A 23,368-nucleotide genomic window follows, 5' to 3' on the forward strand; every position below is an offset into this window, starting at 1 on the left:
GATGCCTGGCCCGCGCAACTGTCCGGCGGGCAGAAACAACGCGTCGGCATCGCCCGGGCGCTGGTGCTTGAACCACAGATCCTGCTCTGCGACGAAGCCACCTCGGCCCTCGACCCGGAAAGTACCCAGGCAATTCTGCAGTTGCTGCGCGATATCAATCGCCGCCTGGGCCTGACCATCGTCCTGATCACCCATGAAATGGAGGTGATCCGCGACCTCTGTCACCGTGTAGCGGTGCTCGAGCGCGGGCGGGTGGTAGAGCAGGGCGAGGTCTGGCGGGTGTTCGGCGATCCCCGGCACGAAGTCAGCCGCCTGTTGCTGGCGCCGTCGGCACATCAGGAAGAGGTCGAGGCCGCCGGGGAGCGGGTGCTGGAGCTGCATTACACCGGCGAACACGGCCTGGAGCCGGACCTGGGGGCGTTAAGCGAGGCACTGCCAGGGCTGCGCTTGTTGCAAGGGGGTGTGGAGCGGATCCAGGGCAGGGCGCTGGGGCGCTTGCGGGTCGCGGTCAGGGACGGCGACCTGCAGCGGGTCATGGGGTTGGCCGATCGGGTGGACCTGATCCGATAGTGTTGTACAGAGCCTAGGCCGCAGAACTGATCCCAGCCGGCAAGCCGCGCTCGATCGCTCCACGCAACATGCTTTCCATCAAGGCCAGGCGTTGCGCTTCAGGCGCGGCAGAGTTCTGCAGCCACCCCGGCAGGCTATTGAGCAGGCTTGCCACTACCTGCGCCGATGCTTGCAGCGCCGGCCCGCTGAGGCGCGAGGTCGGTGCGATCAACGCCAGCAAGCGCTGCTCGTAGTCCTGGCGCATCCCGGCGATCTGCGCCTGCTGCTCTTCGCTCAGGCAGCACAGGTCCCGTTCCGCCAGGCGAAACTGCAACGGGCGTTCCGCATGCAGCTCCCAATGGGCACGGATCACTGCCGACAGGCGCGCCGTGGCATCCCGACCCCGACCTGACGGATGCAGGGTCGCCAGCAATTCTTCGTACAGCTCCTCGATCAGGTCGAACAACAGGTGCTGCTTGCTGGGGAAATGGTGATACAGCGAGCCGGCGGTAAGGCCCACGTGCGCCGCCAGCTCGCGCATGCTGACCTGGCCGAAGCCCTTGAGGGCGAAGAGTTCGAGGGCCTTGTCGCGGCGTTCTTCATAATCGGCACAGGTCCTGGGCATGGCGGCTTACCCGTAGACGTGGAAGCCGCGGCCGCTCTTGCGGCCCAGGTAGCCGGCCGCGACCATCTCCTTGAGCAGCGGGGCGGGGCGGTACTTGCTGTCGTTGAAGCCCTCGTGGAAGGCCTCGATGATCGCCAGCAGGGTGTCCAGGCCGATGAGGTCGGCCAGGGCCAGCGGACCGATCGGCTGGTTGCAGCCCAGGCGCATGCCGGTGTCGATGTCCTCGGCGCTGGCCAGGCCTTCCTGGAGCACGAAGATCGCCTCGTTGATCATCGGTACCAGGATGCGGTTGACCACGAAGCCCGGACGGTTGCCAGCGGTGATCGCGGTCTTGCCGACCTGGCCGGTCAGGGCCATGGCCGCGGCGTAGGTGGCGTCGTCGGTCTGCAGGCCGCGGATCACCTCGACCAGGGCCATCATCGGCACCGGGTTGAAGAAATGCACGCCGATGAAGCGCTGGGGCTGGCTGACGGTAGCGGCCAGTTGGGTGATGGACAGCGACGAGGTATTGGTGGCGATCACGCAGGTGTAGCTGACGCTGGCGGCAACCTGCTGGAGGATGCGCCGCTTCAGTTCGAGGTTTTCGGTGGCGGCCTCGATCACCAGTTGCGCGTCGCCGAGCTGCGCGTAGTCGGTACTGGTGCGAATGCGCCCGATAGCCGCCTCGGCCTGGGCCGCTTCGAGGGTCTGCTTGCTGACCTGGCGCTCGAGGTTCTTGCGCAGGGTGGCCACGCCACGCTCGAGGGCGGCGTCGGACACGTCGATCAGGGTGACCTGGTAACCGGCCACCGCGCAGACCTGGGCGATGCCGTTGCCCATGGTCCCGGCGCCGATCACGGCGATGTTATGAAGGTTCATGCGGTGGGTCCTCAAGCGCGTTCGAACAGGACGGCGATACCCTGGCCGCCGCCGATGCACATGGTCGCCAGGGCGTAACGACCCTGGATGCGTTGCAATTCATGGATGGCCTTGGTGGCGATGATCGCGCCGGTGGCGCCCACCGGGTGGCCCAGGGAGATGCCGGAGCCGTTGGGGTTGACCTTCTCCGGGTCGAAGCCAAGCAGCCTGGATACGGCGCAGGCCTGGGCGGCGAAGGCTTCGTTGGACTCGATCACGTCCAGGTCGGCGACGGTAATGCCGGCCTTGGCCAGCACTTTCTGGGTCGCGGGTACGGGGCCCAGGCCCATCAGTTCCGGCTCGACGCCGGCATGGGCGTAGGCCACCAGGCGCGCCAGTGGCTTCAGGCCTTCGCGCTCGACCATCGCTCCGGTCGCCAGGACCAGCGCCGCGGCACCGTCGTTCAAGCCGCTGGCGTTGCCGGCGGTGACGCTGCCGTCTTTCTTGAAGGCGGTTTTCATGCCGGCCAGTTGCTCGGCGCTGACCTCACCACGCACGTGCTCGTCGACCTTGAACTGCACCGGACCTTTGCGGCCAGGCACTTCGATGGCGACGATCTGGCTGTCGAAACGGCCTTCGGCGATGGCGCGGGCGGCACGCTGCTGGCTGGTGATCGCCACTTCGTCCTGCATCTCGCGGCTGATGCCGTGCCTGGCCGCGACGTTCTCGGCGGTGATGCCCATGTGGAAGCCTTCGAACGGGTCATGCAGGATGCCGAGCATGTAGTCGATGCTCTTCATGTCGCCCATGCGTGCGCCCCAGCGGGCCTGGGTCAGCAGGTAGGGCCCGCGGCTCATGGCCTCGGCACCGGCGGCCAGCACGGCTTCGGCCTCACCCAGTTGCAGGGTCTGCGCAGCGGAGACGATGGCCTGCAGGCCGGAACCGCACAGGCGGTTGACGTTGAAGGCCGGGGTTTCCTTGGGGATGCCGGCGTTCATTGCGGCCACCCGGCCCAGGTAGGCGTCGCGGGCCTCGGTGGGGATCACGTTGCCCATCACCACATGGCCGATCTGCTCGGGTGCAACGCCGGAGCGTTCGAGGGCGGCGCGGGTGACCTGGGTGGCGAGGTCGGCCAGCGGCAGGTCCTTGAGCGAGCCGCCGAAGGTGCCGATGGCCGAGCGCACCGCGCTGACTACATAGATATCGTTGCTGTTCATGATCCACTCCAGATAGCGAAAGCGTCGCCAGGCACCAGCCGCTCTGCGACAATGGCGCCCGGTCACGCCCGGTTTGCCAGCGAGTCTAGGCAAGGGACGGGGCCGGGCCTATGCCTTAACTGTCCAGCCTGCCTGTCATTTTTTGCAATGCAGGGCGGGCCAACGCGGAACTGTTCATGCGGGAAAACGACTCGGTCGCGGTGTACTTCGTCCACATCATGCTTTACGCCCTGCGCGAACAGCCGGCGCGGGCCGCGGCGCTGTTGCGCCAGGCCGGCATCGAGCCAGCGTTGCTGGAGGATAGCAGCGCGCGGGTGCCGGCAACGGCGTTCGCCCGGTTATGGCTGATCCTGATCGAAACCCTCGATGACGAATTCTTCGGCCTCGACAGCCATGGCATGCCCTTGGGCAGCTTCGCCCTGATCTGCCGTGGGCTGATCCAGGAACCCAACTTGGAAAAGGCACTGCGCCAATGCCTGGGCAATTTCGCCCTGTTCCTGCGCGACACCCGCGGCACCCTCAGCCTGCGCGGGCAGCGTGCGGTGATCAGCCTGCACTCATGCATCGACGACCCGCAACGTCGGGTCTACGCCGAAGAAACCTTCCTGGTGCTGGTGATCAGCCTGCTGTGCTGGCTGGGCGGGCGGCGCATCGCTATCGACCGCACCGAGCTGGCCGACGCGCGGATGCGGCTTGAAGGCGATGCGCTGTTGTGGGGGCCGAACCTGCACCTGGGGGCCGGGCGTACCGAGGTGGAGTTCGCTGCCGACTATCTGAAGTTGCCGGTGGTGCAGGATCTCGGGGCGTTGAAAACCTTCCTGCGCACGGCGCCGCAAGGGCTGGTGGTGCGTTGGCGCAACCAGGGCGGGGTGGCGGCGCAGGTCTACCGGCACTTGCGCGGCACCGCGTACGACCAGTGGCCGACCCTGCTGGCCCTGGCCGGCGAGCTGGGCCTGAGCCCGAGCAGCTTCCGTCGCCAGCTGGAGCGCGAGGGCTGCTCGTTCCAGCAGATCAAGGACCAGGTCCGCCGGGCCATGGCCTTCGAATGCCTGCGCGACAGCGACCTCAGCGTCGCCGAGATCGCCGCGCAGACCGGCTTCCAGGAGCCCAGCGCGTTTCACCGGGCGTTCAAGAAATGGACCGGGGAGAGTCCCGGCAGCTATCGCCAGCGTCTCTCCAGCCTTTAGCCCGGATCAGGCTGGAACCATGGCAAAGCCCACGCCGAAGCGGTTCCAGGCATTGATGGTGGCGATGGCCAGGGTCAGGTTGACCACTTCGCTTTCGCTGAAGTGCTCCAGCAGGGCTTCGTACTGATGCTGCGGGGCGTGTTTCTCTGGCAGGCGGGCAAGGCTCTCGGCCCAGGCCAGGGCTGCCTGTTCCCTTGGCGTGAAGAAGTGGGTATCGGCCCAGACGCTGAGGGTTTGCAGGCGCGCTTCGGTCTCCCCGGCTTCGCGTGCGTCGTTGGCATGCATATTCACGCAATAGGCGCAGCCGTTGATCTGCGAGGTGCGCAGGCGGATCAGCTCCAGCAGCGAGTGCTCCAGGCCGGATTTCAGCACCGCCTGTTCCAGGCCGAGCATGGCCTTGTAGGCGTCCGGGGCGTGCTTGGCCCATTCGATTCGGGTGGTCATTTCGGTGGCTCCATTGTGCTAGAGGATGGCGCACACCTTAAGCGGCAATGGCCTCTGGCCGAATAGCCAATTCCGGGATTTACCAGGAGGCCAATAGGACCTTGAGGGCCCTATCGCTGCGGTGCGGCGGTCCGACAAGCCAGCTCCCACAGTGTCCGCGGTAGACCCTGATTCCAGGGTTGGCTCAAAACCTTGTGGGAGCTGGTCTTGCCAGCGATTGCGGTGGTGCGGCCACGAGACAAGGTCAGCGCAAAGTCAAAGTGTTCTGTTCTGTCCCAAATCCATCCCTTGATCGCGTCGTGCATAGCGTTTCCAGCAAGTCCCGCAACGCCAGCCCATCCTCATCCAGCCCGGCCCTGGCATACAGGGCCAGTTCCAGCCCCTCGACCGGAGGAAAACCATCGTCAATCCCCAGCACCCGATGCCCGTCCAGCACACACCGGCTGGGCACCAGGCTGACCCCCAGCCCGGCGCTTACCGCGGCCCCCAGCCCGGCCAGGCTGGTGCTTGAATAACTGATCCGCCATGGCCGCCCGCTGCTTTCCAGGGCGTGGATCATCTCCTGCCGATACAGCGCGCCAACCGGAAACACCACCAGCGGCAACGGATCATCCGCCACCATCCCGCGGGCGCTGCACACCCACGACAACGGCTCCGGCCAGCGCGCATGGGCATCGCGGTCCGCGCCCCATTGCTTGACCAGCAGGATGTCCAGCTCGCCATTGCGATACAGGTGCAGCAACGGGTTGCTCAAGCCGCTTTCCACTTCCAGGCGCAGGTGCGGGCGCTCGCCGATAAATCCGCGCAGGGCCTCGGTCAGCAGTTCCCCGGCCAGGTCCTCGGGTGCGCCCAGGCGCAGGGCGGTTTCCGTCTTCACCGGCGCGAGCGCCTGCCGCGCTTCCTCTTCCAGGCGCAGGATGCGTCGGGCATAGCCCAGCAGCCGTTCGCCGGCCTCGGTAGGCCAGACCTGCCGCTGGCTGCGGTCCAGCAGGCGGGCACCGAGGCTTTGCTCCAGGCGGATGATCTGCTGGCTGACGGTGGACTGGGTCAGGTGCAACCGCTCGCCGGCCCGGGTGAAGTTGCCGGTTTCGACCACGGTAACGAAGGCGCGAAGCAGTAGAGGGTCAAGCATGCGTAAATCCACTGGTATGCATGAAATCAATTAATTTCATGCTACACCCGGCGCCCGGGATAATCGCCCCTCATTCGTCAGCGAGGAATCGGCATGGCCAACGAAGCATTCATGGGCGAGGCCCTGGCCCTGGCCCGGGACAATATCCGCGCCGGTGGCCGGCCTTTCGGTGCGGTACTGGTGCACCAGGGGAAGGTGATCGCCCGGGCGGTCAACCAGATCCACAGCAGCAACGATCCCACGGCCCATGCCGAGTTGCAGGCGATCCGCCAGGCCAGCCAGGTGCTGGGGCGTGCACGCCTGGATGGCTGCGAGATCTACGCCAGCGGTCATCCGTGCCCGATGTGCCTGGCCGCCATGCACCTGTGCGGCATCGAGCGGGCATGGTTCGCCTACGACAACGCCGAGGGCGAACCCTATGGGCTGTCCACCGCCGCGGTGTACGAGCAGATGAGCCGGCCGCCGCAGCAGCAATCGTTAGCGCTGCGTCCGCTGAAACCGGCGGGTGAGGAGGGGCTTTACGGCCAATGGCAGCAAGTGCGTCCGACATGATCGCGGCACGTTCGCGTGGGCGCGGGATCGCGTTGATGGCCCTGGTGATCGCGGTGACGCTCAACCTGCGGCCGATCCTGACCAGTATCGGGCCGCTGCTGGAAGATATCCGCGCCGGGACCGGCATCGGCTATCAACAGGCGGCGTTGCTGACCACGCTGCCGGTGCTGTGCATGGGACTGGTGCCGCTGTTGCAGCCGTGGCTGCGGCGTTGGTTGAGCGAGCAGGGTGGTTTGTTGCTGGGCCTCGGCGCCATCGGCCTGGCCTGCCTGTGGCGCTTGTTGCTGGACAGCGGCACGGCGTTGATCGCCAGCGCGGTGCTCGCCGGGCTTGGCGTGGCTTTTGTCCAGGCGTTGATGCCAGGGCTGGTCAACCGCTGGTTTTCCCGGCGCCTTGCCTTGGCCATGGGGGTGTACTCGGCGGCACTGATGAGTGGCGGCGGGGTGGCGGCGGTACTCGGACCGCGGGTAGCCGAGCACTTCGGCCACTGGCAGGCCGGGCTGGGCGTGTGGTTGTTGCCGGTGCTGTTTGCACTGCTTCTGCTCGGGCTGGTCGGGCCGAGGCTGGAGGCCGCCGCCGGTCGTGGCGGCAATGGTGGCGGGCATTTCTTCGGCAATCGCCGGGCATGGCTGCTGGCGGTGTATTTCGGCCTGATCAATGGCGGCTATACCAGCATGGTGGCCTGGCTGCCGGCCTACTACCAGCAGGTCGGTGGCAGCGCCCGTGGCGGTGGCGAACTGGTGGGGGTGATGACTGTCTGCCAGGTGCTCGGTGCCCTGGGGCTGCCGCTGTTGTTGCGCACAATGGTCGACCGACGTCCCGGGTTGTGGCTGGCGCTGACCTCGCAGTTGATCGGTTTTGCCGGTTTGTTGCTGGATCCGGCCTTGTCGCCGGGACTGTGGGTCAGCCTGATCGGTTTCGGCCTGGGCGCCTGTTTCAGCCTGAGCCTTACCCTGACCCTCGAACACCTCAAGGACCCGCGCCAGGCCGGCGGGCTCGCGGCCTTCGTGCAGGGCATCGGCTTCATCATCACCGGGCTGGTGCCGTACCTGACCGGCTGGCTGCGGGATATCAGCGGCGATTTCCAGGCGTCCTGGACCTTGCTGTCGGCCACCGTGGTCCTGATGCTGCTGGTGACCGGACGCTTCGCGCCCAAGGGCTATGCGCCAGCGATGGCGGACCGGCCGCAACCGGCCAGCCTGGTCAACTGAGGGCGTGCAAGGTCTCGCGCAGGCGGTCCAGCGCCGGGTCGATATCCAGCAGTTCGATGGCGCCGAATCCCAGCAGCAAGCCGGGTTTCGGCGCCGCCTCGGTATGGAAGGGTCTTAGCGAGTACAGACCCACCTCCTTCTCGCGCGCCTGCGCGATGACCTCTTCCACGTCCAGTTCGCCCTTGGCCAGTGCACTCAGGTGATACCCGGCACTGGTGGGTATCGCCTCGAACCATTGGCCCAGGTCCGCCTCCAGCCGTTGCAGGATCCGTTCGCGCCGCGCGGCATACAGCGCGTGGCTGCGACGCACATGCCTGACCAGGTGCCCCTCGTCGATGAAGCGCGCCAGGGTCCATTGGCTCAAGGTCGAGGTATGCCAGTCGCTCAAGCGCTTGGCGATGCACACCGGTTCCTGCAACGCCGGCGGCAGGATCGCATAGCCCAGGCGCAATTCCGGCAGCACGGTCTTGGAGAAGGTGCCCACGTAGGCGACCAGGCCGTTTCGGTCGAGGCTTTGCAGGGCATCGGTGGGCCGCGCGGCATAGCGGAACTCGCTGTCGTAGTCGTCCTCGATGATCAGCGCGCCCAGCGCTGCGGCGCGGGCCAGCAAGGCATGGCGGCGTTCCAGGCTCATGGGCATGCCCAGGGGAAACTGGTGCGACGGGGTCACGTAGATCAAGCGCACGCCGTCCTCGATCAGGTCCACGCGAATGCCTTCGCGGTCCACCGGCACGTGCCGGACCCGCGCGCCGAGTGCCTCGAACAGGTACTTGGCCGGCGGATAGCCGGGGTCTTCCATGGCGACGCTGCAGCCCGGCTCGATCAGCACCCGGGCGATCAGGTCCAGCGCCTGCTGGGCGCCATTGCACACCTGCACGTCCGCCGCCGTGCAGCGCACGCCCCGGGCGAAGGCGATATGCCGGGCAATGGCTTCGCGCAATTCGTGCAGGCCCTGGGCATTGCTGTAGCGGGTGTCGGTGCGCTGGCATTGGCGCAGGGCGTATTGTGAACACTGGCGCCACGCGTCGAAAGGAAAGTGCGCCTTGCTTGAGGCGCCTCCGACGAAGTCGTAGCGCGATGGCTGTGCCAGGGTCGGACGTCCCATGGGGATGCCACGGGCCCGCCAGCGCGCCAGCGTGTCGGCGCCGGCCAGCGGGGTGTCGGGCGCAGAGGCCGCTGGCGCGGGCGGTTGCGGAGTGACGAAGGTGCCGCGCCCGACCTGGCCGCTGAGCAGGTTGTCATAGGTCAGGCGCGAATAGGCCTCGGCCACGGTCTTGCGCGACACCCCGAGCTGTTCGGCCAGCAGCCGGGTCGGCGGCAACTGGGTACCGGCGGCGAGGCGGCCGCTGTCGATGCCGTCGCGCAATTGCCGGTAAAGCTGGTCGGCCAGCTCCTTGCGGCCGTGCAGGGTGATGTGCAGTTCCATGAAGGCAGGATTCCGAGGCGGGGTGCAGCTCGTCAGATTAACCGATCGCATGGCCGTTGATCCCCCCGGATTACGGAGTCGGCAAGGCGGATCCACACTCAAAGGTGATGTAACCGCAGCTCGGTGCGTACCTTTTACGAAGGAGATCCGCCATGAAATTGCGTTTGCTCGTGCCTATTGTCCTGCTCCTGCCCATCACTGCCCTGGCTTCCCAGCAGGGTGTCGTGCAATACCACTATGGCATGCACCTGGATGTCGCCAAGGTGCTGAACATCCAGAAACCAGCGCAAGACCCGCAGTGCAAGGTGGTCAACGCCGTGATGACCTACCTCGACTCCAGCGGCCAGGTGCAGAAGCTGGGTTACCGGATGCTGTCCGATAGCTGCACCGAACAGGGCTGACTCAGTCCCATTGCGGTGCCAGCCCCACCGGGTCGGTAATCCGCTGGCCGCTGTCCAGCGCTGCGATGCGGGCCATGTCCGCGTCGCTCAGGCGCAGGTCTACCGCCTTCAGGTTACCGGCCAGGTTGTCGCGTTTGGTCGAAGAGGGGATCACCGCGTAGCCCAGTTGCATGGCCCAGGCGAGGGTAACCTGCGCCTGGGTGGCGTTGTGCTGCGTGGCGATTGCCTGGATCACCGGATCCTGCAGGACCTTGCCATAACCGAGGGTCATGTAGGAGGTTACGGCGATGCCTTGCGCAGCCATGAACTGCACCAGCCGACGGTTCTGCAGGTACGGGTGCAGTTCGATCTGGTTGGTGGCGATCTGGCCCGGCCCGGTCACCTCGATGGCCTGGCGCAGCAAGTCGATGGTGAAGTTGGACACACCGATTTCCCTGGTCAGGCCCTCGGTCCTGGCCTGCATCAATGCACCCATGAATTCGTCCACCGCAACGGCGCCGTTCGGCGAGGGCCAGTGGATCAGGGTCAGGTCCAGATGATCGGTGCGCAGCTTGTGCAGGCTTTCCTTCAGGCTGGGGATCAGGCGATCGGCGCCGAGGTTCTCGGTCCATATCTTGCTGGTCAGGTACAACTGCTCGCGGGGCACGCTGCTGGCGGCGATCGCCTGGCCGACCTCGGCTTCGTTGCCGTAGATCTGCGCGGTATCGATGGCCCGGTAGCCCAGCTCCAGGGCCTGGCTCACCGAGTCGATGACCACCTGGCCCTTGAGGCGGAAGGTGCCGAGGCCGAACAGGGGAAGAGTCATGGGATGTCCTCATCGTTTGGGGTGGGAATGAGGGTAGTATCCCGAGCCTGACTCATGGGAAAAATGGCTGGCGGGGCACAAGATCTTTGCCCGAGAGTCACGAATTGCTGGAAAGCTGGCCCATTCCTGTGGGAGCCGGCGTTGCCGGCGATGAGGCCGGCACAGGCAACGATGTTGTCTGGGCGGGCCAATCGCTGGCAAGCCAGCTCCCACAGGGTCCGCGGTGCTGCCTATCCCTGTGGGAGCCAGCGTTGTTTCATGAACCTGGGTGTCAGCCGAGTCGAGCGATCAACCCTTTCAACTGCTCCTGCCCGACCTCATCCAGCGGGAACACCGGCGCCCTCGGCACGCCGCAATCGATGCCGGTCAGCTTCAACCCGGCCTTCACCGTCGCCGGCAGGCCGCCCTTGAGAATGAATTCGAGCAACGGCAACTGCCGGTAGAACAGCTCCCGCGCGCGCTCCAGGTCATTGCCCGTCACCGCGCGATAGAGCTGCTGGTTGAGCTGCGGAATCAGGTTGGCGGCGGCCGTGCACCAGCCCGTCGCTCCGGCGACGAAGGCTTCCAGGGCCAGCGGGTTGCAGCCGTTGTAGAAGGGTACCTGGCCTTCGCCCAGTTGCTGCAGGGCATGCATGCGCTGGATATCGCCAGTGCTCTCCTTGACCATGGTCACGTTTTCCACCGCCTCGACGATGCGCAGGATCAACTGCACCGACATGTCGGTACCACTGGTGGCCGGGTTGTTGTAGAGCATGATCGGGATGCCGATGCTGTCGCCGATGCGCTGGTAATGCCGGAGGATTTCCGCCTCGCTGAGCTTCCAGTAGGCCGCTGGCAGCACCATCACCGCATCGGCCCCCTGTTCTTCGGCGAAGCGCGCACGGCGGATGGCGTTGGCGGTGGTCAGGTCCGACACGCTGACGATGGTCGGCACGCGCCGGGCGATGTGCGCCAGGCTGAACTCGGCCACCTGGCTCCATTCGCGATCGCTCAGGTAGGCGCCTTCACCGGTGCTGCCCAGCGGCGCGATGACCTGCACGCCGCCCTCGATCAGGCGTTCGATGGACTGGCCCAGGGCGGCGAGATCGAGACGTTCGCCATCGGTGCCGCTGAAGGGGGTGACGGTGTAGCCGATGATGCCGTGGAAAGGATTGCTCATGGTCTGTGCTCCAGCAAAGGTCAGTTCAGGCAGTCAGCGTGCTTGCGCAGGCTTTGCCGGGCGAAATAGTTGAAGGCGGCACCGTGGCGCTTGGGCCGGTCGATCCAGTCGTGGGCTTCGCGGCCCAGGGCCGGATCGATGGGTTTGACGGCACCTGCGGCCATTGCCAGCAGTTGCAGTTGCGCCGCGCGCTCGATCAGGTTGGCGGTGACGCAGGCCTGCTCGATATCGGTACCGGTGGACAACTGGCCATGATGGGAAAGCAGGATGGCACGCTTGTCGCCCAGCGCCGCAGCGATGATCTCGCCTTCCTCGTTGCCCACCGGCACACCCGGCCAGGCTTGCAGGAATGCGCAATCGTCATACAGTGGGCAGACATCCATGTGCGACACCTGCAACGGCACTTCCAGCATCGACAGGGCCGCGACGTGGGTCGGGTGGGTGTGGATGATGCAGTTGACGTCCGGGCGGGCGCGGTACAGCCAACTGTGGAAACGGTTGGCCGGATTGGCCATGCCGCTGCCTTCGAGCACCTCGAGGTCTTCGTTGACCAGCAGTAGGTTGCTGGCGCAGATCTCGTCGAAGCCCAGCCCCAGTTGCTGGGTGTAGAAGGTGCCTGGCTGCGGGCCGCGGGCGCTGATCTGCCCGGCCAGGCCGGAATCATGGCCGCGGTCGAAGAGAATGCGGCAGGTCAGGGCCAGCTTTTCCCGTACAGTCCACGTATTATCCGCAAGCGAACCTTGCATCCGCGCAAGCGCCTGGCGGACCAGTTGGTCCTTGGGCAGTGTCATTGTGTCGGTCATCGAGTGGTCCTCGGTGAAGTAAGTGGAGCCCGCCCCCGATTGCCTGGAAAACGAGCGGGGGCGGTTTGCGTTGTGACACAAACAAGGCTATATGACACAAAGTGTCATAAGCAAGTGAAAAGTTGCATCACTGACCGGAATCAACTGCAGCGCATGTCTATCCGTTTGAAATTATTGAGAAAAAAACTCGGCATCACCCTTGAGGTATTGGCCGACAAAGCCGGCATGACCAAAAGCTACCTGTCCAAGGTCGAGCGTGGTCTGAATACGCCGTCCATCGCCGCTGCGCTGAAGCTGGCGCGGGCATTGAACGTCAATGTCGAGGAACTGTTCGCCGAAGACGCACCGAACCAGGCGCGTTACAGCCTGGTGCGCAGCGGCGAGCGTCAGCCGCTGGCCGGCAGTGGCGAGGGGCCGGGCTACGCGGTGCTGGCCAACCAGATCGGCCAGCGCAGCCTGTTGCCGTTCCTGATCAGCCCGCCGATGGACTTCAGCGACTCCACCTTCAAGGAGCATCTGGGCGAGGAATTCCTTTTCGTCCACGAGGGCCGGGTCGAAGTGGATTTCATGAACGAGCGGGTCATTCTCGAACGTGGCGATGCCCTTTACTTCAACGCCCAGACCCCGCATCGCCTGCGCTCCCTAGGCGAGCAGCCGGCGCAGCTGCTGGTAGTGGTGCACGACGCAGGGTAGGTTTTGCCGGCGCCCTTGTGTCCGGGGTGCCGCTAGCATCGCGGCTTTTCCTGGCCTTCAAGGACGACCGCCATGATCCAGCCCTCGCGGGACTATTCCCGCCTGCTCAACACCCTGATCGACCAGCGCATCGCCGCCGCGCCGAAGCGCAGCCCCTGGTTCCACCTCACTCCTGGCGAACGTGCGGATTACCTGGCCGAGACCGACGCCCGCCTGCTGGAGATCCAGCACACCACCCTCAACGTGCTGGCCGCGCAGCACTTAAGCATGGACAACAACCCGCAGGGCATCGACGAACACCTGGCCATGCTGCGCCGCCACCGCGAGGCGCTCGACAGCCATAGCCCGTACCGCCAGGCGCTGGACCGGGATATCTCGCTCTATAGTCGCCAGCAGGCCGCCATGCACGGCTTCGAAGGCGCCTGGCGCAAGGGGTTGCGGCTGATCCGCGCCGGTGACGGACTGCGCAACCCATGTGCGGGGCTGCTGCAGCGCCTGCAACGGATGATCGACCTGCTGCAACGCAAGATCGACAGCGAAGGCGATGCCCGTCGGGTCACGCCCTTCGCCCGGCAACAGGGCTGGAAGGCGCTCGCCGAACGCTACCGCGCGCTGCTCGACGGCAAGCCGGTGGACCTGGCCGAGGTGCCCACGGCCTCCGACGGCTTGCCGGTGAACCTGTCGCTGCTGCTGATGGAGGAGCGGCCTGGGTACGTGCGGATGAACGTGGCGCTGGTCGATGCCGATTTCGAGGGACGCTACAAGGACCTGCACCTGGAGCACGGCCGCCTGGTGACTGCAACCCGCAGCCTGATGAATTTCTCCTTCGGTACGGCGGCGCGCTCCCTGGCCTGGCAGCAACACTATCGCCTCAAGCACGAGCCGGGACGTTCGCCGACCTTTGCGCCGATCCGCTCGGTGCTGGTGCGCACTGCCTTCGTGGAGACGTTCCTCGGCCATTGGCTGGTCTCCGAACACACGCTGCGCAGCGGTTTCCTGGTACGGGTGATGGACGATGGCTCGCGGCTTCGGGTAATCAACGTCGATCGCAAGGAGTGCAACCAGATCGGCATCGAGGCGTTCGACGAGCCGGGCGCGCAGGGCAAGGTGCGCGAGGTGGATCTGCCGCGGCGCCTGGAGGATCTGCTCAACCGCTACGCCGATATCGCCAGCTTCCAGACCATCGCCGTGGACAGCTACGCCGCCAGCCATTACGACCCTGACCGCGACGGTCGCTTCGTCGGCATCCGTGAGCTGGAGCGCTCCGTGGGTTTTGGCGAGCACCTGTATCTGCTGGAACTGCCTCATGGCCGCGACTACCTGGCGGTGACCCCCTTCGCCGTGGTGGACCGGCAGGGCAGCCGTCATCTGTGCGGCGCCGAGGTGCAGCGCGCCTGGGCGCATAACTCGGCGTTCTTCGAGCGTTTGCACAGCTTGCGCGAGCAGGGCGAGGGCGCTTGTCCCTGGCTCAACAGCCCGCGCGAGCGAGCGGCGTTCATGGCCCAGTGGCAACGCTTGCTGGAGCGCAATCATCTGACGCCCGGGGCGTTGCTGGCGGTGCCGGAAGCGCCGCGGGCAAGCCTGCGCGACGGCCAGGGCAATGCCCTGGGCAAAATGCTCCGGGAGCGCGCCCTGGCCGACCGGATCTGGTGCTGGCCGGCGCTGGATGCCTCGCTTGCGGCCATCGCCGGGCGGATGCTCAAGCGCGGTGGCCTGCAAAAGCTGCTGGACGACCCCTATGTCCAGGCCACCCTGGCCCAGGCAACGCGTTTGCCGGGCTTGGCACTGGAGCCCATGCCCCATCGGGCGCGGAACCTGCGTTTGCTCAAGTGGCTGCTCGGCGAGGACCAGCAAGCCGTTGCAGAGAGTCGCGACCTGCGTCGACAGTTGCTGTTCCAGGTGCTGCGCCTGCGGGCCGGGCAGCTTGGCGGCGGGCATGCCCAGGTCAATCCGCACGGGCTGGATGCCGGCAACGCCCTGGCGCGCCCCGACCCTTGGCTGATCCTCAATGCCCGGCCGGAGCGCCTGCTGGCCGGGGACAATCGCTGGTTGATAGCCGAAGACAAATACCGCAGCGCCCACCAGTGGGTACCCGACCCGTTGCATCCCGCCACGCGTTACATGGACGAGCTGGACACCCCGTTCATCGGCGGCATCAGTGCCGCCACCGAGGCGCTGTGTCGCGATTTGCCGCAACTGTTCGACGGCCTGCCGTCGCTGCCTGAGTACTGGCGCTTCCAATTGGCCAACAGCGCGTTCTGGCTGCGCAACGGCTATCACTCGCTGTTCGAAACCCTGTACATGGCAGCGCGCTACGAGCCGCTGGCCGAGGGTAGCGTGGGCGACCAGTTGCTGGCGCTGTTCGATCGCGGCCGGGATCACCCCGCAAGCGCGCTGTACCGGGACCTCATGGCCTTGCTCAGGCCCCTGATCGATCAAGGTTTGAGCGGTGAAGAACGCCTGGCACCGGACCCTGCCGGGTGCTAGGCTCGTCGTCGTTTTCGTACGACTCCGGGAGACTTTCGATGAGCAATGGTTCGACTTTCTGGCGCGATCCGGCGTTGCCGTTCATCGAGGCCCGTGGTGTCGCCGACGGGCGCAAGGTCTGCTATTCGCGACACTCCCATGAAGGCTTCTCGATCGGTGCGATCACCGCCGGGCGCAGCACCTATTTCGACGGGCAGCGCTGGCACGAGGTGGAGGCGGGGACGGTAGTGATGATGAACCCCGGAGTGGTGCACGCCTGCAACCCGATCGCCGACCAGCCCTGGTCGTACCTGATGCTTTATGTCGATATGCCCTGGCTGCGCGGGCAGGGCTTCGAGCCCCTGGGGCAGACCCTGAGCACCGCGCCGCAGTTGTATCGCTCGCTGCTGGCACTGTACGAGCGCTTGACCGACAGCCTCGCAGCCAGCGACGACAAGCGCCTCGCCGCCGAACGTTTCTTCGGGCAGTTGCGCGAGCAGATCCAGGCCGCGCCGAGCGCGACGGCGCAGGGCAATGAGCGGGTGCAGCGGGCCGCGGACTACATTCGCCAGCACTGTACCGAGCCGCTGAAGCTGGAAGACATCGGCGAGGCGGCGGGTTTATCGACGTCCTACCTGACCCGCGCCTTCAAGCAGCATTTTGGCCTGACGCCCCATGGCTACCTGCTCGACCAGCGGGTGCGCTATGCCCGCGCGCAGTTGCGCCAGGGGCGGCTGATCGCCGAGGTTGCCCATGAGGCCGGGTTCGCCGACCAGGCCCATCTGCAGCGTGCCTTCAAGCAGCATCTGGCGGCGACCCCGGGGCACTATCGTTCAGCCCACTAGCAGGTAGCCGGCACTGGCAGCCAGCAGCGCTGCCAGCGAACGGTTGAACAGGCGCATGCGCCGTGGTTCTTCGAGATGGCGGCGGATCACCGTGCCGGCCCAGGCCCAGCAGCCCACCGACAGGTAGCAGATCACCAGGTAGATCAAGGTGAAGCGCCAGAGCAGGGCGGTCTCGCCTTCGCCGACGAAGGCGCCGACCCCGGCGACGCAGGCCAGCCAGGCCTTGGGGTTGAGCCATTGCATCAGCGCTCCGTAGAAAAAACCGGGGGCGCGTTGCGGCTCGCCATTGCCGAGCCGGCCGTCGTCGGCTGCCAGTTTCCAGGCCATGTACAGCAGAAACAGGATTCCGGCCCAGCGCAGCGCGTCGGTCAGGCCGGGCCAGCGCAGCATCACTGCATGCAGTCCCAGGCCCACCAGCATCAGCAGCAGGCAGAAGCCCAAGGTGGCACCGGTGACATGCCGCAGCGCCGGGCGCAAGCCGTGGCGTGCGCCGGCGGCCAGAGCGACAAGGTTGACCGGGCCGGGGGAGATGGAAGCGGCCAGCGCGAAGGCTGCCATGGAGAGAGTCAGGCTCATGGATGTTTCTCTTGCAGGGAACGAGGCCTGGACTCTATCGGCGTGCACCTGCGCCGGTATTGAAGAAAACTGCCCTCTGCAACGCAGGCGGTTTTGACTTTTTTGTCGATTGCCCGACACGGCGCGTATAAACTGCTCGCCACTTTGCCGGTCGCTTCCTCAACCGGCACCTGGAACAAGCACCTGGAACAAAGAGAGTCGAAATGGGCGCACAGTGGAAAGCCAAGCATAAAGAAGCAGCTGCCAATGCCAAGGGCAAGATCATGGGCAAGCTGGCCAAGGAAATTCAGATCGCCGCGCGCAGCGGTGCCGACCCGGACATGAACGCACGCTTGCGTCTGGTGGTCGAGCAGGCCAAGAAGGCTTCCATGACCCGCGAGACCCTCGAACGTGCCATCAAGAAAGGCGCCGGCCTGCTGGGTGAGCAGGTGCAGTACCACGCGGTGAAATACGAAGGTTTCGCCCCGCACCAGGTGCCGCTGATCGTCGAGTGCCTGACCGATAACGTCAACCGCACCGTCGCCGAAGTCCGCGTGCTGTTCCGCAAGGGCCAGCTGGGCGCCGAGGGTTCGGTGTCGTGGGACTTCAACCATGTCGGCCTGATCGAGGCAACGCCGGACAGCGCCGATGCCGATCCGGAACTGGCCGCCATCGAGGCCGGTGCCCAGGACTTCGAGCCTGCCGAAGAGGGCGCGACCCTGTTCATCACCGAAACCACCGACCTGGACAGCGTGCAGAAAGCCCTGCCGGCCCAGGGGTTCACCGTGATCTCGGCGAAGATCGGCTACACCCCGAAGAACCCGGTCAGTGCCGCCAGCCTGAGCGCCGAGGCGCTGGCGGAAGTGGAAGCCTTCCTCGATGCCATCGACGGGCACGACGACGTGCAGAACGTCTATGTCGGCCTTGCGGGCTGACACCACCAGCCGTGAAAAAGGGACCGCATGCGGTCCCTTTGTTTTGGGGGCTCCTATGGACGATGCAGGGACGCCAGTTGCCTGTGCAGCGTTGCAGGCTGTCCGGCAGGTGGCGCAGACGGTTGCCGGAGAGCATCAGCTTTTGCAACCCGGGGCAGTCGCCAAGGGCCTAGGGCAGTTCTTCGATGCGGTTGCTCTTGACGCCAACAACCTGCAACTGCGCGCAACCACCGATCCCCTGCGGCAGTTCGCTTAAGCGATTCTCCGAACAAAACAGCACTTTCAGCTTGTGCAGTCGACCCAGGTCGTCGGGCAGGCTGGTCAGGCGGTTGCCGGTGAGGTTGAGGACTTCGAGGCTGTCGGCAAGGTTGAAGATTTCCTGCGGGAACTGCTCAAGGCCGCAGGCCAGGTCGAGGCGCACGCTGCCTGCCAGGCGGCCGGATTTGAGATCGTCGAGAGAATGCATGGGTGCTGCCGTGGAAGAAAAGGCCGTCATGATAAGGGCAAAGCCCGTCCCCCATGCGACTTAAGTTCGATAGCAGGCTGGCGCGAGCAGGCCATACTCGAGATTCGCCCTTTAATAACAACAAACACAGGGTTATTCATCGATGAGTTATCAGCAGTGCTATGACCGCTCCATCGCCGCGCCCGCCGAGTTCTGGGCCGAGCAGGCCCAAAGCCTGGCCTGGTTGCGCAAGCCTACGGAGATCCTGCGCGACAACCCCGACGGCACCCACCAATGGTTCGCCGACGGCCGGCTGAACAGTTGCCACCTGGCCCTTGACCAGCAGATCGAGGACGGCCGCGGCGAGCAACTGGCCCTGATCTACGATTCGCCGGTCACCGGCAGCCAGCAGACCTTCACCTTCAACCAGTTGCGCGACCAGGTGGCGCGCCTTGCCGGACTGCTGCGCGAGCTCGGTGTGGCACAGGGCGACGGGGTGGTCATCTACATGCCCATGGTGCCCGAGGCGGCGATGGCCATGCTCGCCTGTGCGCGGATCGGCGCGGTGCATTCGGTGGTGTTCGGCGGCTTCGCTCCCCACGAGCTGGCGCTGCGCATCGACGATGCGCGGCCGACCCTGCTGCTCACCGCGTCCTGCGGCCTGGAGTTCGACCGCGTCATCGAGTACAAACCGCTGGTCGACCGGGCCCTGGAGCAATCCGCGCACCAGCCGCGCAAGGTCCTGGTGCTGCAACGAGCGCAGGCCCGCGCCACGCTGGTCGAAGGCCGTGACCTGGACTGGCAGGCCGCCCTGCAACACGCTACCCCGGTGCCGCCGGTGGAACTGCTCGCGACCGATCCGCTATACATCATGTACACCTCCGGAACCACCGGCAAACCCAAGGGCATCGTGCGCGAGAACGGCGGCAATGCCGTGGCCTTGCGCTTTGCCATGAAGCACATCTACGGCATGCAGGCCGGCGACGTATGGTGGGGAATTTCCGATGTCGGCTGGGTGGTCGGGCATTCGCTGATCGTCTATGGCCCGTTGATGAACGGCTGCACCACGGTGTTCTACGAGGGCAAGCCGATCCGTACCCCGGATGCCGGGGCCTATTGGCGGGTGGTCGAGCAGTACCGGGTCAACGGCCTGTTCTGCGCACCGACGGCCATGCGTGCGATCCGCAAGGAAGACCCGCAGGGCCTGCTGCTGCGCCGTTACGACCTCAGCTCGCTGCGCCAGTTGTTCCTGGCCGGCGAGCGCCTCGACTCCAGTACCCATCAATGGCTGGAAAGCATCAGCGGCAAGGCCGTGCACGATCACTGGTGGCAGACCGAGACCGGTTGGCCGGTGACTGCACCCTGCCTGGGCCTGCATGGCAGCGGCGGGCGCGCGGGGTCAAGCAACCGGGCGGTGCCGGGTTACCACGTGCGGGTGCTGGATGAAGATGGCCAGGTACTCGGTGCCAACCAACAGGGCGCCATCGTCATCGCCCTGCCATTGCCGCCCGGGTGCAGCCAGACCCTGTGGGGCGATCATCAGCGCTACCTGGAGTCGTACCTGCAGACCTATCCCGGCTATTACCACACCGGCGACGGCGGCTATCTGGATGAAGACGGCTTCGTCTATATCATGGGCCGTACCGACGACGTGATTAACGTTTCCGGGCATCGCCTGTCCACCGGCGAGATGGAAGACCTGGTCGCCCGTCACCCGGCGGTGGCGGAATGCGCGGTGGTGGGCGTGCGCGACGAAATCAAGGGCCAGGTGCCGTTGGCGCTGCTGGTGCTCAAGGATGGCGTGGACAGCGGGGAGGCGCAGTTGCAGGCCGAGCTGGTGGCCACGGTACGCGAGCAGATCGGTGCACTGGCCTGTTTCAACCAGGTGCGGGTAGTCAAGCGGCTGCCCAAGACCCGTTCCGGAAAGATCCTGCGCGCGGTGCTGCGCAAGATCGCCGACCAGCAGCCTTATGTGGCGCCGTCCACCCTGGATGATCCTGCGGTGTTGGTGGAGATCGAGGAGGTATTGGCGGGGTTGGCGCGTAGTGCCTGAGAACCTCGTTATGGCCACCCGGCATACGCCAGGTGGCCATAAAGGGGTTCTCAGACGGGCACCTCGCAGCGATCAGCCCCACCACATCATTCCGGCCCGACCTGCTGCAACTGCCCCAGCCGGCTCCGCGTCCTCGCCAGGTCGGCCACGCTGCCGCCCAGGCTCTGCGCCAGCGGCTGCTCGCCGATCAGCAGCAGCGGCTTGTCACGGTCATACAGCACATCGATCAGGTTGATGAAGCGCTGCTGGGCGGCGATGGTGCATTCCTGCAGGTCCGGCAGGCCTTCGATGGTCCAGTGCTCGTAACGCTGGATCAGTTCCAGGTAGTCGATTACCGCAGTCGCCTGTTCGCAGATGCTGGCGAAATCGAAGACCACGCTGCGCTCGTCACGCACCCGGGCGCGCAATTGGCGCTTGTTCACCTGGAGCACTTGCTCGTGGGTCGCGCTACCGAAGCCCAGTCGCTGCAATTGCCCGGCAGTCCCGGGCCAGACGTAGTATCCCTGGGTAAAGCGCTGCTGGCGCCCGGCGTCGGGCAGGGCGCGGTAGTCCTGTTCGCCACCGACCTCAAGCACGTCCATACGCGCTTCGATCAGCCGGATGACCGGTTCGAAACGCTGGTGATACAGCGGGTTGGGCAAGAGCCCCTTGGGCGGATAGTTGGACGTCACCAGAACGAAGATGCCGCGCTCGAACAGGGCCTGGTACAGCCGCGTGAGCAGCATGGCATCGCCGATATCGTGCACATGGAACTCATCGAAGCACAGCACGCGGCAGTCGCCGAGCAACGCGTCGAGGGTGACCGCCAGGGCATCGTCCTGGCGGCGGTGCTCGAACATGCCCTGGTGCAGCCGGGCAAAGAAGTCATGGAAGTGCAGGCGCCGCTTGGGAACATCGCCCAGCGCGGTGAAGAAACCGTCCAGCAGCCAGCTTTTGCCGCGCCCGACCTGGCCGTGCAGGTACAGGCTGCGGGCCCTCCCGGTTGGCAGACGTGCGGCCTGCTCGGCCATGGCTGCAATCACCTGCTGCTGGCCCTGGCTCAGGCTGTAGCCTTGCTGCTGCGCCTTGTCGGCGAAAAACCGCTGGATCTCGCGGGCTTTGCCAGGCTCGGCGGCAGGGGCGGCGGCCAGGCGTTGGCGCAAGGCGCGCAGGGGCGAGCGGATCCAGGCGGGCAAGAGATGTTCCTCGAACAATGGCAGGTGACGAACGGCGGCAATATTAACCAGATAGTGAAAAGTGCTGCCAGTCGCGGGCGCCCGTATTCGTCGGATATTTCTTATGCATGAGCTGTACATTTCTTGTTCGGCTGGCAGCATTTTCCTCGACTGCTACCCTGAACCCCAGGTCAATTCCTGCAAGGACAGGGAGGAACGGTGAAGGGAAGGTCACTGGTGGCGTTGTTGGGGTTGTACGCGGCCCAAAGCGTTGCCGCCACGGATTTCCTCGTCGAGGTTCGCATCGACGTACAGCGGGGCTGCCTGCTCATCCACGAGCCACGGTCGGCTTCCGCACAGGCCTTGGGCGTGCTGGATTTCGGCCAGAGTCCACGGCTGGACGATCCCTCCGGGCCGTTGGGCAGCCAGTTGCTGGTCCAGCGCCCGCCTCGGCTGGAGTGCAATCCGGACACTGCCTATCAGGTGCGGGTCGATGGCGGCCTGCATGGCGGCACCGGCGAGGTGCGCTACCTGGTATCCGCCGATCCCAAGGCCCGGCCCATACCCTACCGCCTGTATCAGGATCCGGCCTGGCGTGTGCCGCTGTCGGTGAATATTGCCCAGCATGGCCGGGTACCGGACAGCGGAACGGTGGAACTTCCCTTGTACGCACGTATCGACACACAAACCGAGCTTCCACGGACGGGGCGCTATTCGGACTTGTTGAAGGTGACCGTCACCTGGTGAGGGTCATGAACCGCACTGCTTATGGAGCGAGCAGCATGCATGCATCACGCATTCTCCTGCTGGGCCTGGGGCCGCTGTTGCTCAGCCCGGCAGCCCATGGCGCGATCAGCGGACATATCGAGGCGCGCCTGGTGCTTACCTCGGCCTGCCAGATCAGCAGCGATCCGGCCAGTACCGCGCCGGCCAGCGCGGCGGGCGGCGTGCTCGATTTCGGCCAGCAGGGCCCGCTGTGGAACCAGACCCTGCGCGCGGCCATCGATGAACCTGGCGGCAATGGCAACCTGCAGATCAGTTGCAACCCTCAGGTCCGCGCCTTCACCGTGACCATCAATGGCGGCGCCAACCCCGACGGCGCCACGCGCCGGCTAAGCAACGGCGGCGTGCTGATTCCCTACCAGCTCTCCACCGACCCAGGCGGACGCAGCAACTACGGGATAGGCCAGCAGCTCAACTTCACCGTGAGCAGCGCGCAACAGATTCCCATCCCTATCTACGGCGTGGTCGTAGCCAACCCCAAGGCCCTGCCTGCGGGCGTTTATCGCGACACCCTGACGGTGACGCTGGACTGGTAACAGCCATCAAGGAGTGAACCATGAAACCGCAACTGAATCGCTTCGTTTTTGCCGGCATCGGGCTGTTGCTGGCTTCCCAGGTCCAGGCGGCCACGGTCACCGGGCAGATAAACGCCTCGCTGGTGCTGATCTCCAGTTGCCAGGTGAACGGCTCCACGGCCACCACCGGGGTCAATTTCGGTGCCCTGAACTTCGGCACCCAGACGGCGTTGTTCACCACGGCGGGCGCCCAGGTGCTGGCGGGTGGTGGCGGGGCGATGAGCATTCTCTGCTCCAATGGCGCGATCCCGGTGATCAAGATCGGCGCGGGCGCCCATGACGGCGCATCCACCGGCGGTACCCGCGCACTGGCCGACGGCTCGGGCAATTCGGTGCCCTATGACTTCTATTCCGACTCCGGGCTGACCACCGTGATACCGATCAACGGCACCATTACCCTGCCCACCAGCAGCGGTACGCCGCAGACCGTCAACCTGTACGGCAAGGCCGTGGGCAAGGCCGGGCTGCCCCCGGGCACCTATACCGACACCGTGGCGGTCGAGCTGAGTTTCTGAA

24 protein-coding genes and 1 pseudogene are annotated in these 23,368 nt (G+C 65.6%); 13 read left to right on the plus strand and 12 right to left on the minus strand.

Annotation, left to right across the window (positions count from 1 at the left end; all coding sequences use genetic code 11):
• Nucleotides 1–570, plus strand: a 570-nt coding sequence (locus tag N7650_RS11100; protein ID WP_279898196.1) for an ATP-binding cassette domain-containing protein, incomplete at its 5' end; no start/stop codon positions are given.
• A gap of 13 nt (nt 571–583) precedes the next feature.
• Here N7650_RS11100 and N7650_RS11105 read toward each other — a convergent pair.
• Genes N7650_RS11105 through N7650_RS11115 form a run of 3 tightly spaced genes read right to left on the minus strand, consistent with a single transcriptional unit; the run spans nt 584 to nt 3,228 of the window.
• Nucleotides 584–1,174 carry a TetR/AcrR family transcriptional regulator gene (locus tag N7650_RS11105; protein ID WP_009400919.1) on the minus strand — a complete coding sequence of 197 codons (591 nt, stop codon included), beginning with the start codon at nt 1,172–1,174 and terminating at the stop codon, nt 584–586.
• 6 nt (nt 1,175–1,180) lie between these two features.
• A complete protein-coding gene (locus tag N7650_RS11110; protein WP_279898197.1) occupies nt 1,181–2,032 on the minus strand; it encodes a 3-hydroxybutyryl-CoA dehydrogenase in 852 nt (283 codons plus the stop codon).
• An 11-nt stretch (nt 2,033–2,043) separates the two neighbouring features.
• The gene (locus tag N7650_RS11115; RefSeq protein ID WP_009400922.1) at nt 2,044–3,228 is read right to left on the minus strand and encodes an acetyl-CoA C-acyltransferase family protein; all 1,185 of its coding nucleotides are present in this window, start codon (nt 3,226–3,228) and stop codon (nt 2,044–2,046) included.
• 176 nt (nt 3,229–3,404) lie between these two features.
• On the opposite strand from N7650_RS11115, the gene N7650_RS11120 reads away from it, so the two are divergent.
• Nucleotides 3,405–4,415 carry an AraC family transcriptional regulator gene (locus N7650_RS11120; RefSeq protein WP_009400923.1) on the plus strand — a complete coding sequence of 337 codons (1,011 nt, stop codon included), beginning with the start codon at nt 3,405–3,407 and terminating at the stop codon, nt 4,413–4,415.
• 6 nt (nt 4,416–4,421) lie between these two features.
• Here N7650_RS11120 and N7650_RS11125 read toward each other — a convergent pair whose 3' ends face one another.
• Together N7650_RS11125 and N7650_RS11130 are read right to left on the minus strand one after the other, a co-directional pair.
• Entirely contained in the window at nt 4,422–4,859 is a 438-nt protein-coding gene (locus N7650_RS11125) for a carboxymuconolactone decarboxylase family protein (protein ID WP_279898200.1), read from the minus strand.
• A 244-nt stretch (nt 4,860–5,103) separates the two neighbouring features.
• Complete coding sequence (locus N7650_RS11130) at nt 5,104–5,991, minus strand: LysR substrate-binding domain-containing protein (RefSeq protein WP_279898202.1); 888 nt, start codon at nt 5,989–5,991, stop codon at nt 5,104–5,106.
• Between the two features lie 93 nt (nt 5,992–6,084).
• On the opposite strand from N7650_RS11130, the gene N7650_RS11135 reads away from it, so the two are divergent.
• Entirely contained in the window at nt 6,085–6,543 is a 459-nt protein-coding gene (locus N7650_RS11135; protein ID WP_009400927.1) for a nucleoside deaminase, read from the plus strand.
• The gene (locus tag N7650_RS11140; RefSeq protein WP_009400928.1) at nt 6,540–7,754 is read left to right on the plus strand and encodes a cyanate transporter; all 1,215 of its coding nucleotides are present in this window, start codon (nt 6,540–6,542) and stop codon (nt 7,752–7,754) included. The genes N7650_RS11135 and N7650_RS11140 overlap by 4 nt, the downstream gene beginning before the upstream one ends.
• Here the strand turns inward: N7650_RS11140 and N7650_RS11145 are convergent.
• Entirely contained in the window at nt 7,747–9,180 is a 1,434-nt protein-coding gene (locus tag N7650_RS11145; RefSeq protein WP_279898203.1) for a PLP-dependent aminotransferase family protein, read from the minus strand. The two genes, N7650_RS11140 and N7650_RS11145, sit on opposite strands and share 8 nt — an antisense overlap.
• Before the next feature lie 152 nt (nt 9,181–9,332).
• On the opposite strand from N7650_RS11145, the gene N7650_RS11150 reads away from it, so the two are divergent.
• Nucleotides 9,333–9,581 (plus strand): DUF2790 domain-containing protein, encoded by a 249-nt coding sequence (locus N7650_RS11150; RefSeq protein ID WP_009400932.1) that lies wholly within the window; start codon nt 9,333–9,335, stop codon nt 9,579–9,581.
• A gap of 1 nt (nt 9,582) precedes the next feature.
• Here N7650_RS11150 and dkgB read toward each other — a convergent pair whose 3' ends face one another.
• The 3 genes from dkgB to N7650_RS11165 all read right to left on the minus strand — a co-directional run bounded on the left by dkgB (nt 9,583) and on the right by N7650_RS11165 (nt 12,348).
• Nucleotides 9,583–10,386 carry a 2,5-didehydrogluconate reductase DkgB gene (gene dkgB / locus N7650_RS11155; RefSeq protein ID WP_279898204.1) on the minus strand — a complete coding sequence of 268 codons (804 nt, stop codon included), beginning with the start codon at nt 10,384–10,386 and terminating at the stop codon, nt 9,583–9,585.
• Between the two features lie 271 nt (nt 10,387–10,657).
• On the minus strand, nt 10,658–11,545 hold the full coding sequence (locus tag N7650_RS11160) for a dihydrodipicolinate synthase family protein (protein WP_279898205.1): 888 nt from the start codon (nt 11,543–11,545) through the stop codon (nt 10,658–10,660).
• Nucleotides 11,546–11,565: 20 nt separating this feature from the next.
• On the minus strand, nt 11,566–12,348 hold the full coding sequence (locus N7650_RS11165; RefSeq protein ID WP_279898207.1) for an aldolase: 783 nt from the start codon (nt 12,346–12,348) through the stop codon (nt 11,566–11,568).
• 153 nt (nt 12,349–12,501) lie between these two features.
• Between N7650_RS11165 and N7650_RS11170 the strand changes: the two genes are divergently transcribed.
• The 3 genes from N7650_RS11170 (at nt 12,502) to N7650_RS11180 (ending at nt 16,352) form a co-directional block, all read left to right on the plus strand.
• Nucleotides 12,502–13,041: an XRE family transcriptional regulator gene (locus tag N7650_RS11170; RefSeq protein WP_009406577.1), complete on the plus strand. Its 540-nt coding sequence runs from the start codon at nt 12,502–12,504 to the stop codon at nt 13,039–13,041.
• Between the two features lie 72 nt (nt 13,042–13,113).
• The gene (locus tag N7650_RS11175; RefSeq protein ID WP_279898208.1) at nt 13,114–15,528 is read left to right on the plus strand and encodes a hypothetical protein; all 2,415 of its coding nucleotides are present in this window, start codon (nt 13,114–13,116) and stop codon (nt 15,526–15,528) included.
• Between the two features lie 38 nt (nt 15,529–15,566).
• The gene (locus tag N7650_RS11180; protein ID WP_279898209.1) at nt 15,567–16,352 is read left to right on the plus strand and encodes an AraC family transcriptional regulator; all 786 of its coding nucleotides are present in this window, start codon (nt 15,567–15,569) and stop codon (nt 16,350–16,352) included.
• Here N7650_RS11180 and N7650_RS11185 read toward each other — a convergent pair.
• Nucleotides 16,341–16,928 (minus strand): LysE family translocator, encoded by a 588-nt coding sequence (locus N7650_RS11185; protein ID WP_009406574.1) that lies wholly within the window; start codon nt 16,926–16,928, stop codon nt 16,341–16,343. The two genes, N7650_RS11180 and N7650_RS11185, sit on opposite strands and share 12 nt — an antisense overlap.
• 203 nt (nt 16,929–17,131) lie before the next feature.
• On the opposite strand from N7650_RS11185, the gene N7650_RS11190 reads away from it, so the two are divergent.
• Entirely contained in the window at nt 17,132–17,842 is a 711-nt protein-coding gene (locus tag N7650_RS11190) for a YebC/PmpR family DNA-binding transcriptional regulator (RefSeq protein ID WP_009406573.1), read from the plus strand.
• A gap of 94 nt (nt 17,843–17,936) precedes the next feature.
• Here the strand turns inward: N7650_RS11190 and N7650_RS11195 are convergent.
• Nucleotides 17,937–18,308 (minus strand): annotated as a pseudogene (locus N7650_RS11195) (leucine-rich repeat domain-containing protein); the annotation flags it as partial.
• A gap of 142 nt (nt 18,309–18,450) precedes the next feature.
• On the opposite strand from N7650_RS11195, the gene N7650_RS11200 reads away from it, so the two are divergent.
• Entirely contained in the window at nt 18,451–20,340 is a 1,890-nt protein-coding gene (locus N7650_RS11200; RefSeq protein WP_279898211.1) for a propionyl-CoA synthetase, read from the plus strand.
• An 86-nt stretch (nt 20,341–20,426) separates the two neighbouring features.
• Here N7650_RS11200 and zapE read toward each other — a convergent pair whose 3' ends face one another.
• The gene (gene zapE, locus N7650_RS11205) at nt 20,427–21,515 is read right to left on the minus strand and encodes a cell division protein ZapE (RefSeq protein ID WP_279898213.1); all 1,089 of its coding nucleotides are present in this window, start codon (nt 21,513–21,515) and stop codon (nt 20,427–20,429) included.
• Between the two features lie 198 nt (nt 21,516–21,713).
• On the opposite strand from zapE, the gene N7650_RS11210 reads away from it, so the two are divergent.
• The 3 genes from N7650_RS11210 to N7650_RS11220 are packed head-to-tail and all read left to right on the plus strand — an operon-like array spanning nt 21,714 to nt 23,367.
• Nucleotides 21,714–22,241 carry a spore coat U domain-containing protein gene (locus tag N7650_RS11210; protein WP_037062159.1) on the plus strand — a complete coding sequence of 176 codons (528 nt, stop codon included), beginning with the start codon at nt 21,714–21,716 and terminating at the stop codon, nt 22,239–22,241.
• Between the two features lie 35 nt (nt 22,242–22,276).
• Entirely contained in the window at nt 22,277–22,813 is a 537-nt protein-coding gene (locus tag N7650_RS11215) for a spore coat U domain-containing protein (RefSeq protein WP_279898216.1), read from the plus strand.
• Between the two features lie 20 nt (nt 22,814–22,833).
• Entirely contained in the window at nt 22,834–23,367 is a 534-nt protein-coding gene (locus N7650_RS11220) for a spore coat U domain-containing protein (RefSeq protein ID WP_279898217.1), read from the plus strand.
• The last annotated feature ends 1 nt before the right edge of the window (nt 23,368 follow it).

This window comes from Pseudomonas sp. GD04058, from assembly GCF_029836855.1.
GTDB lineage: Bacteria > Pseudomonadota > Gammaproteobacteria > Pseudomonadales > Pseudomonadaceae > Aquipseudomonas > Aquipseudomonas bharatica.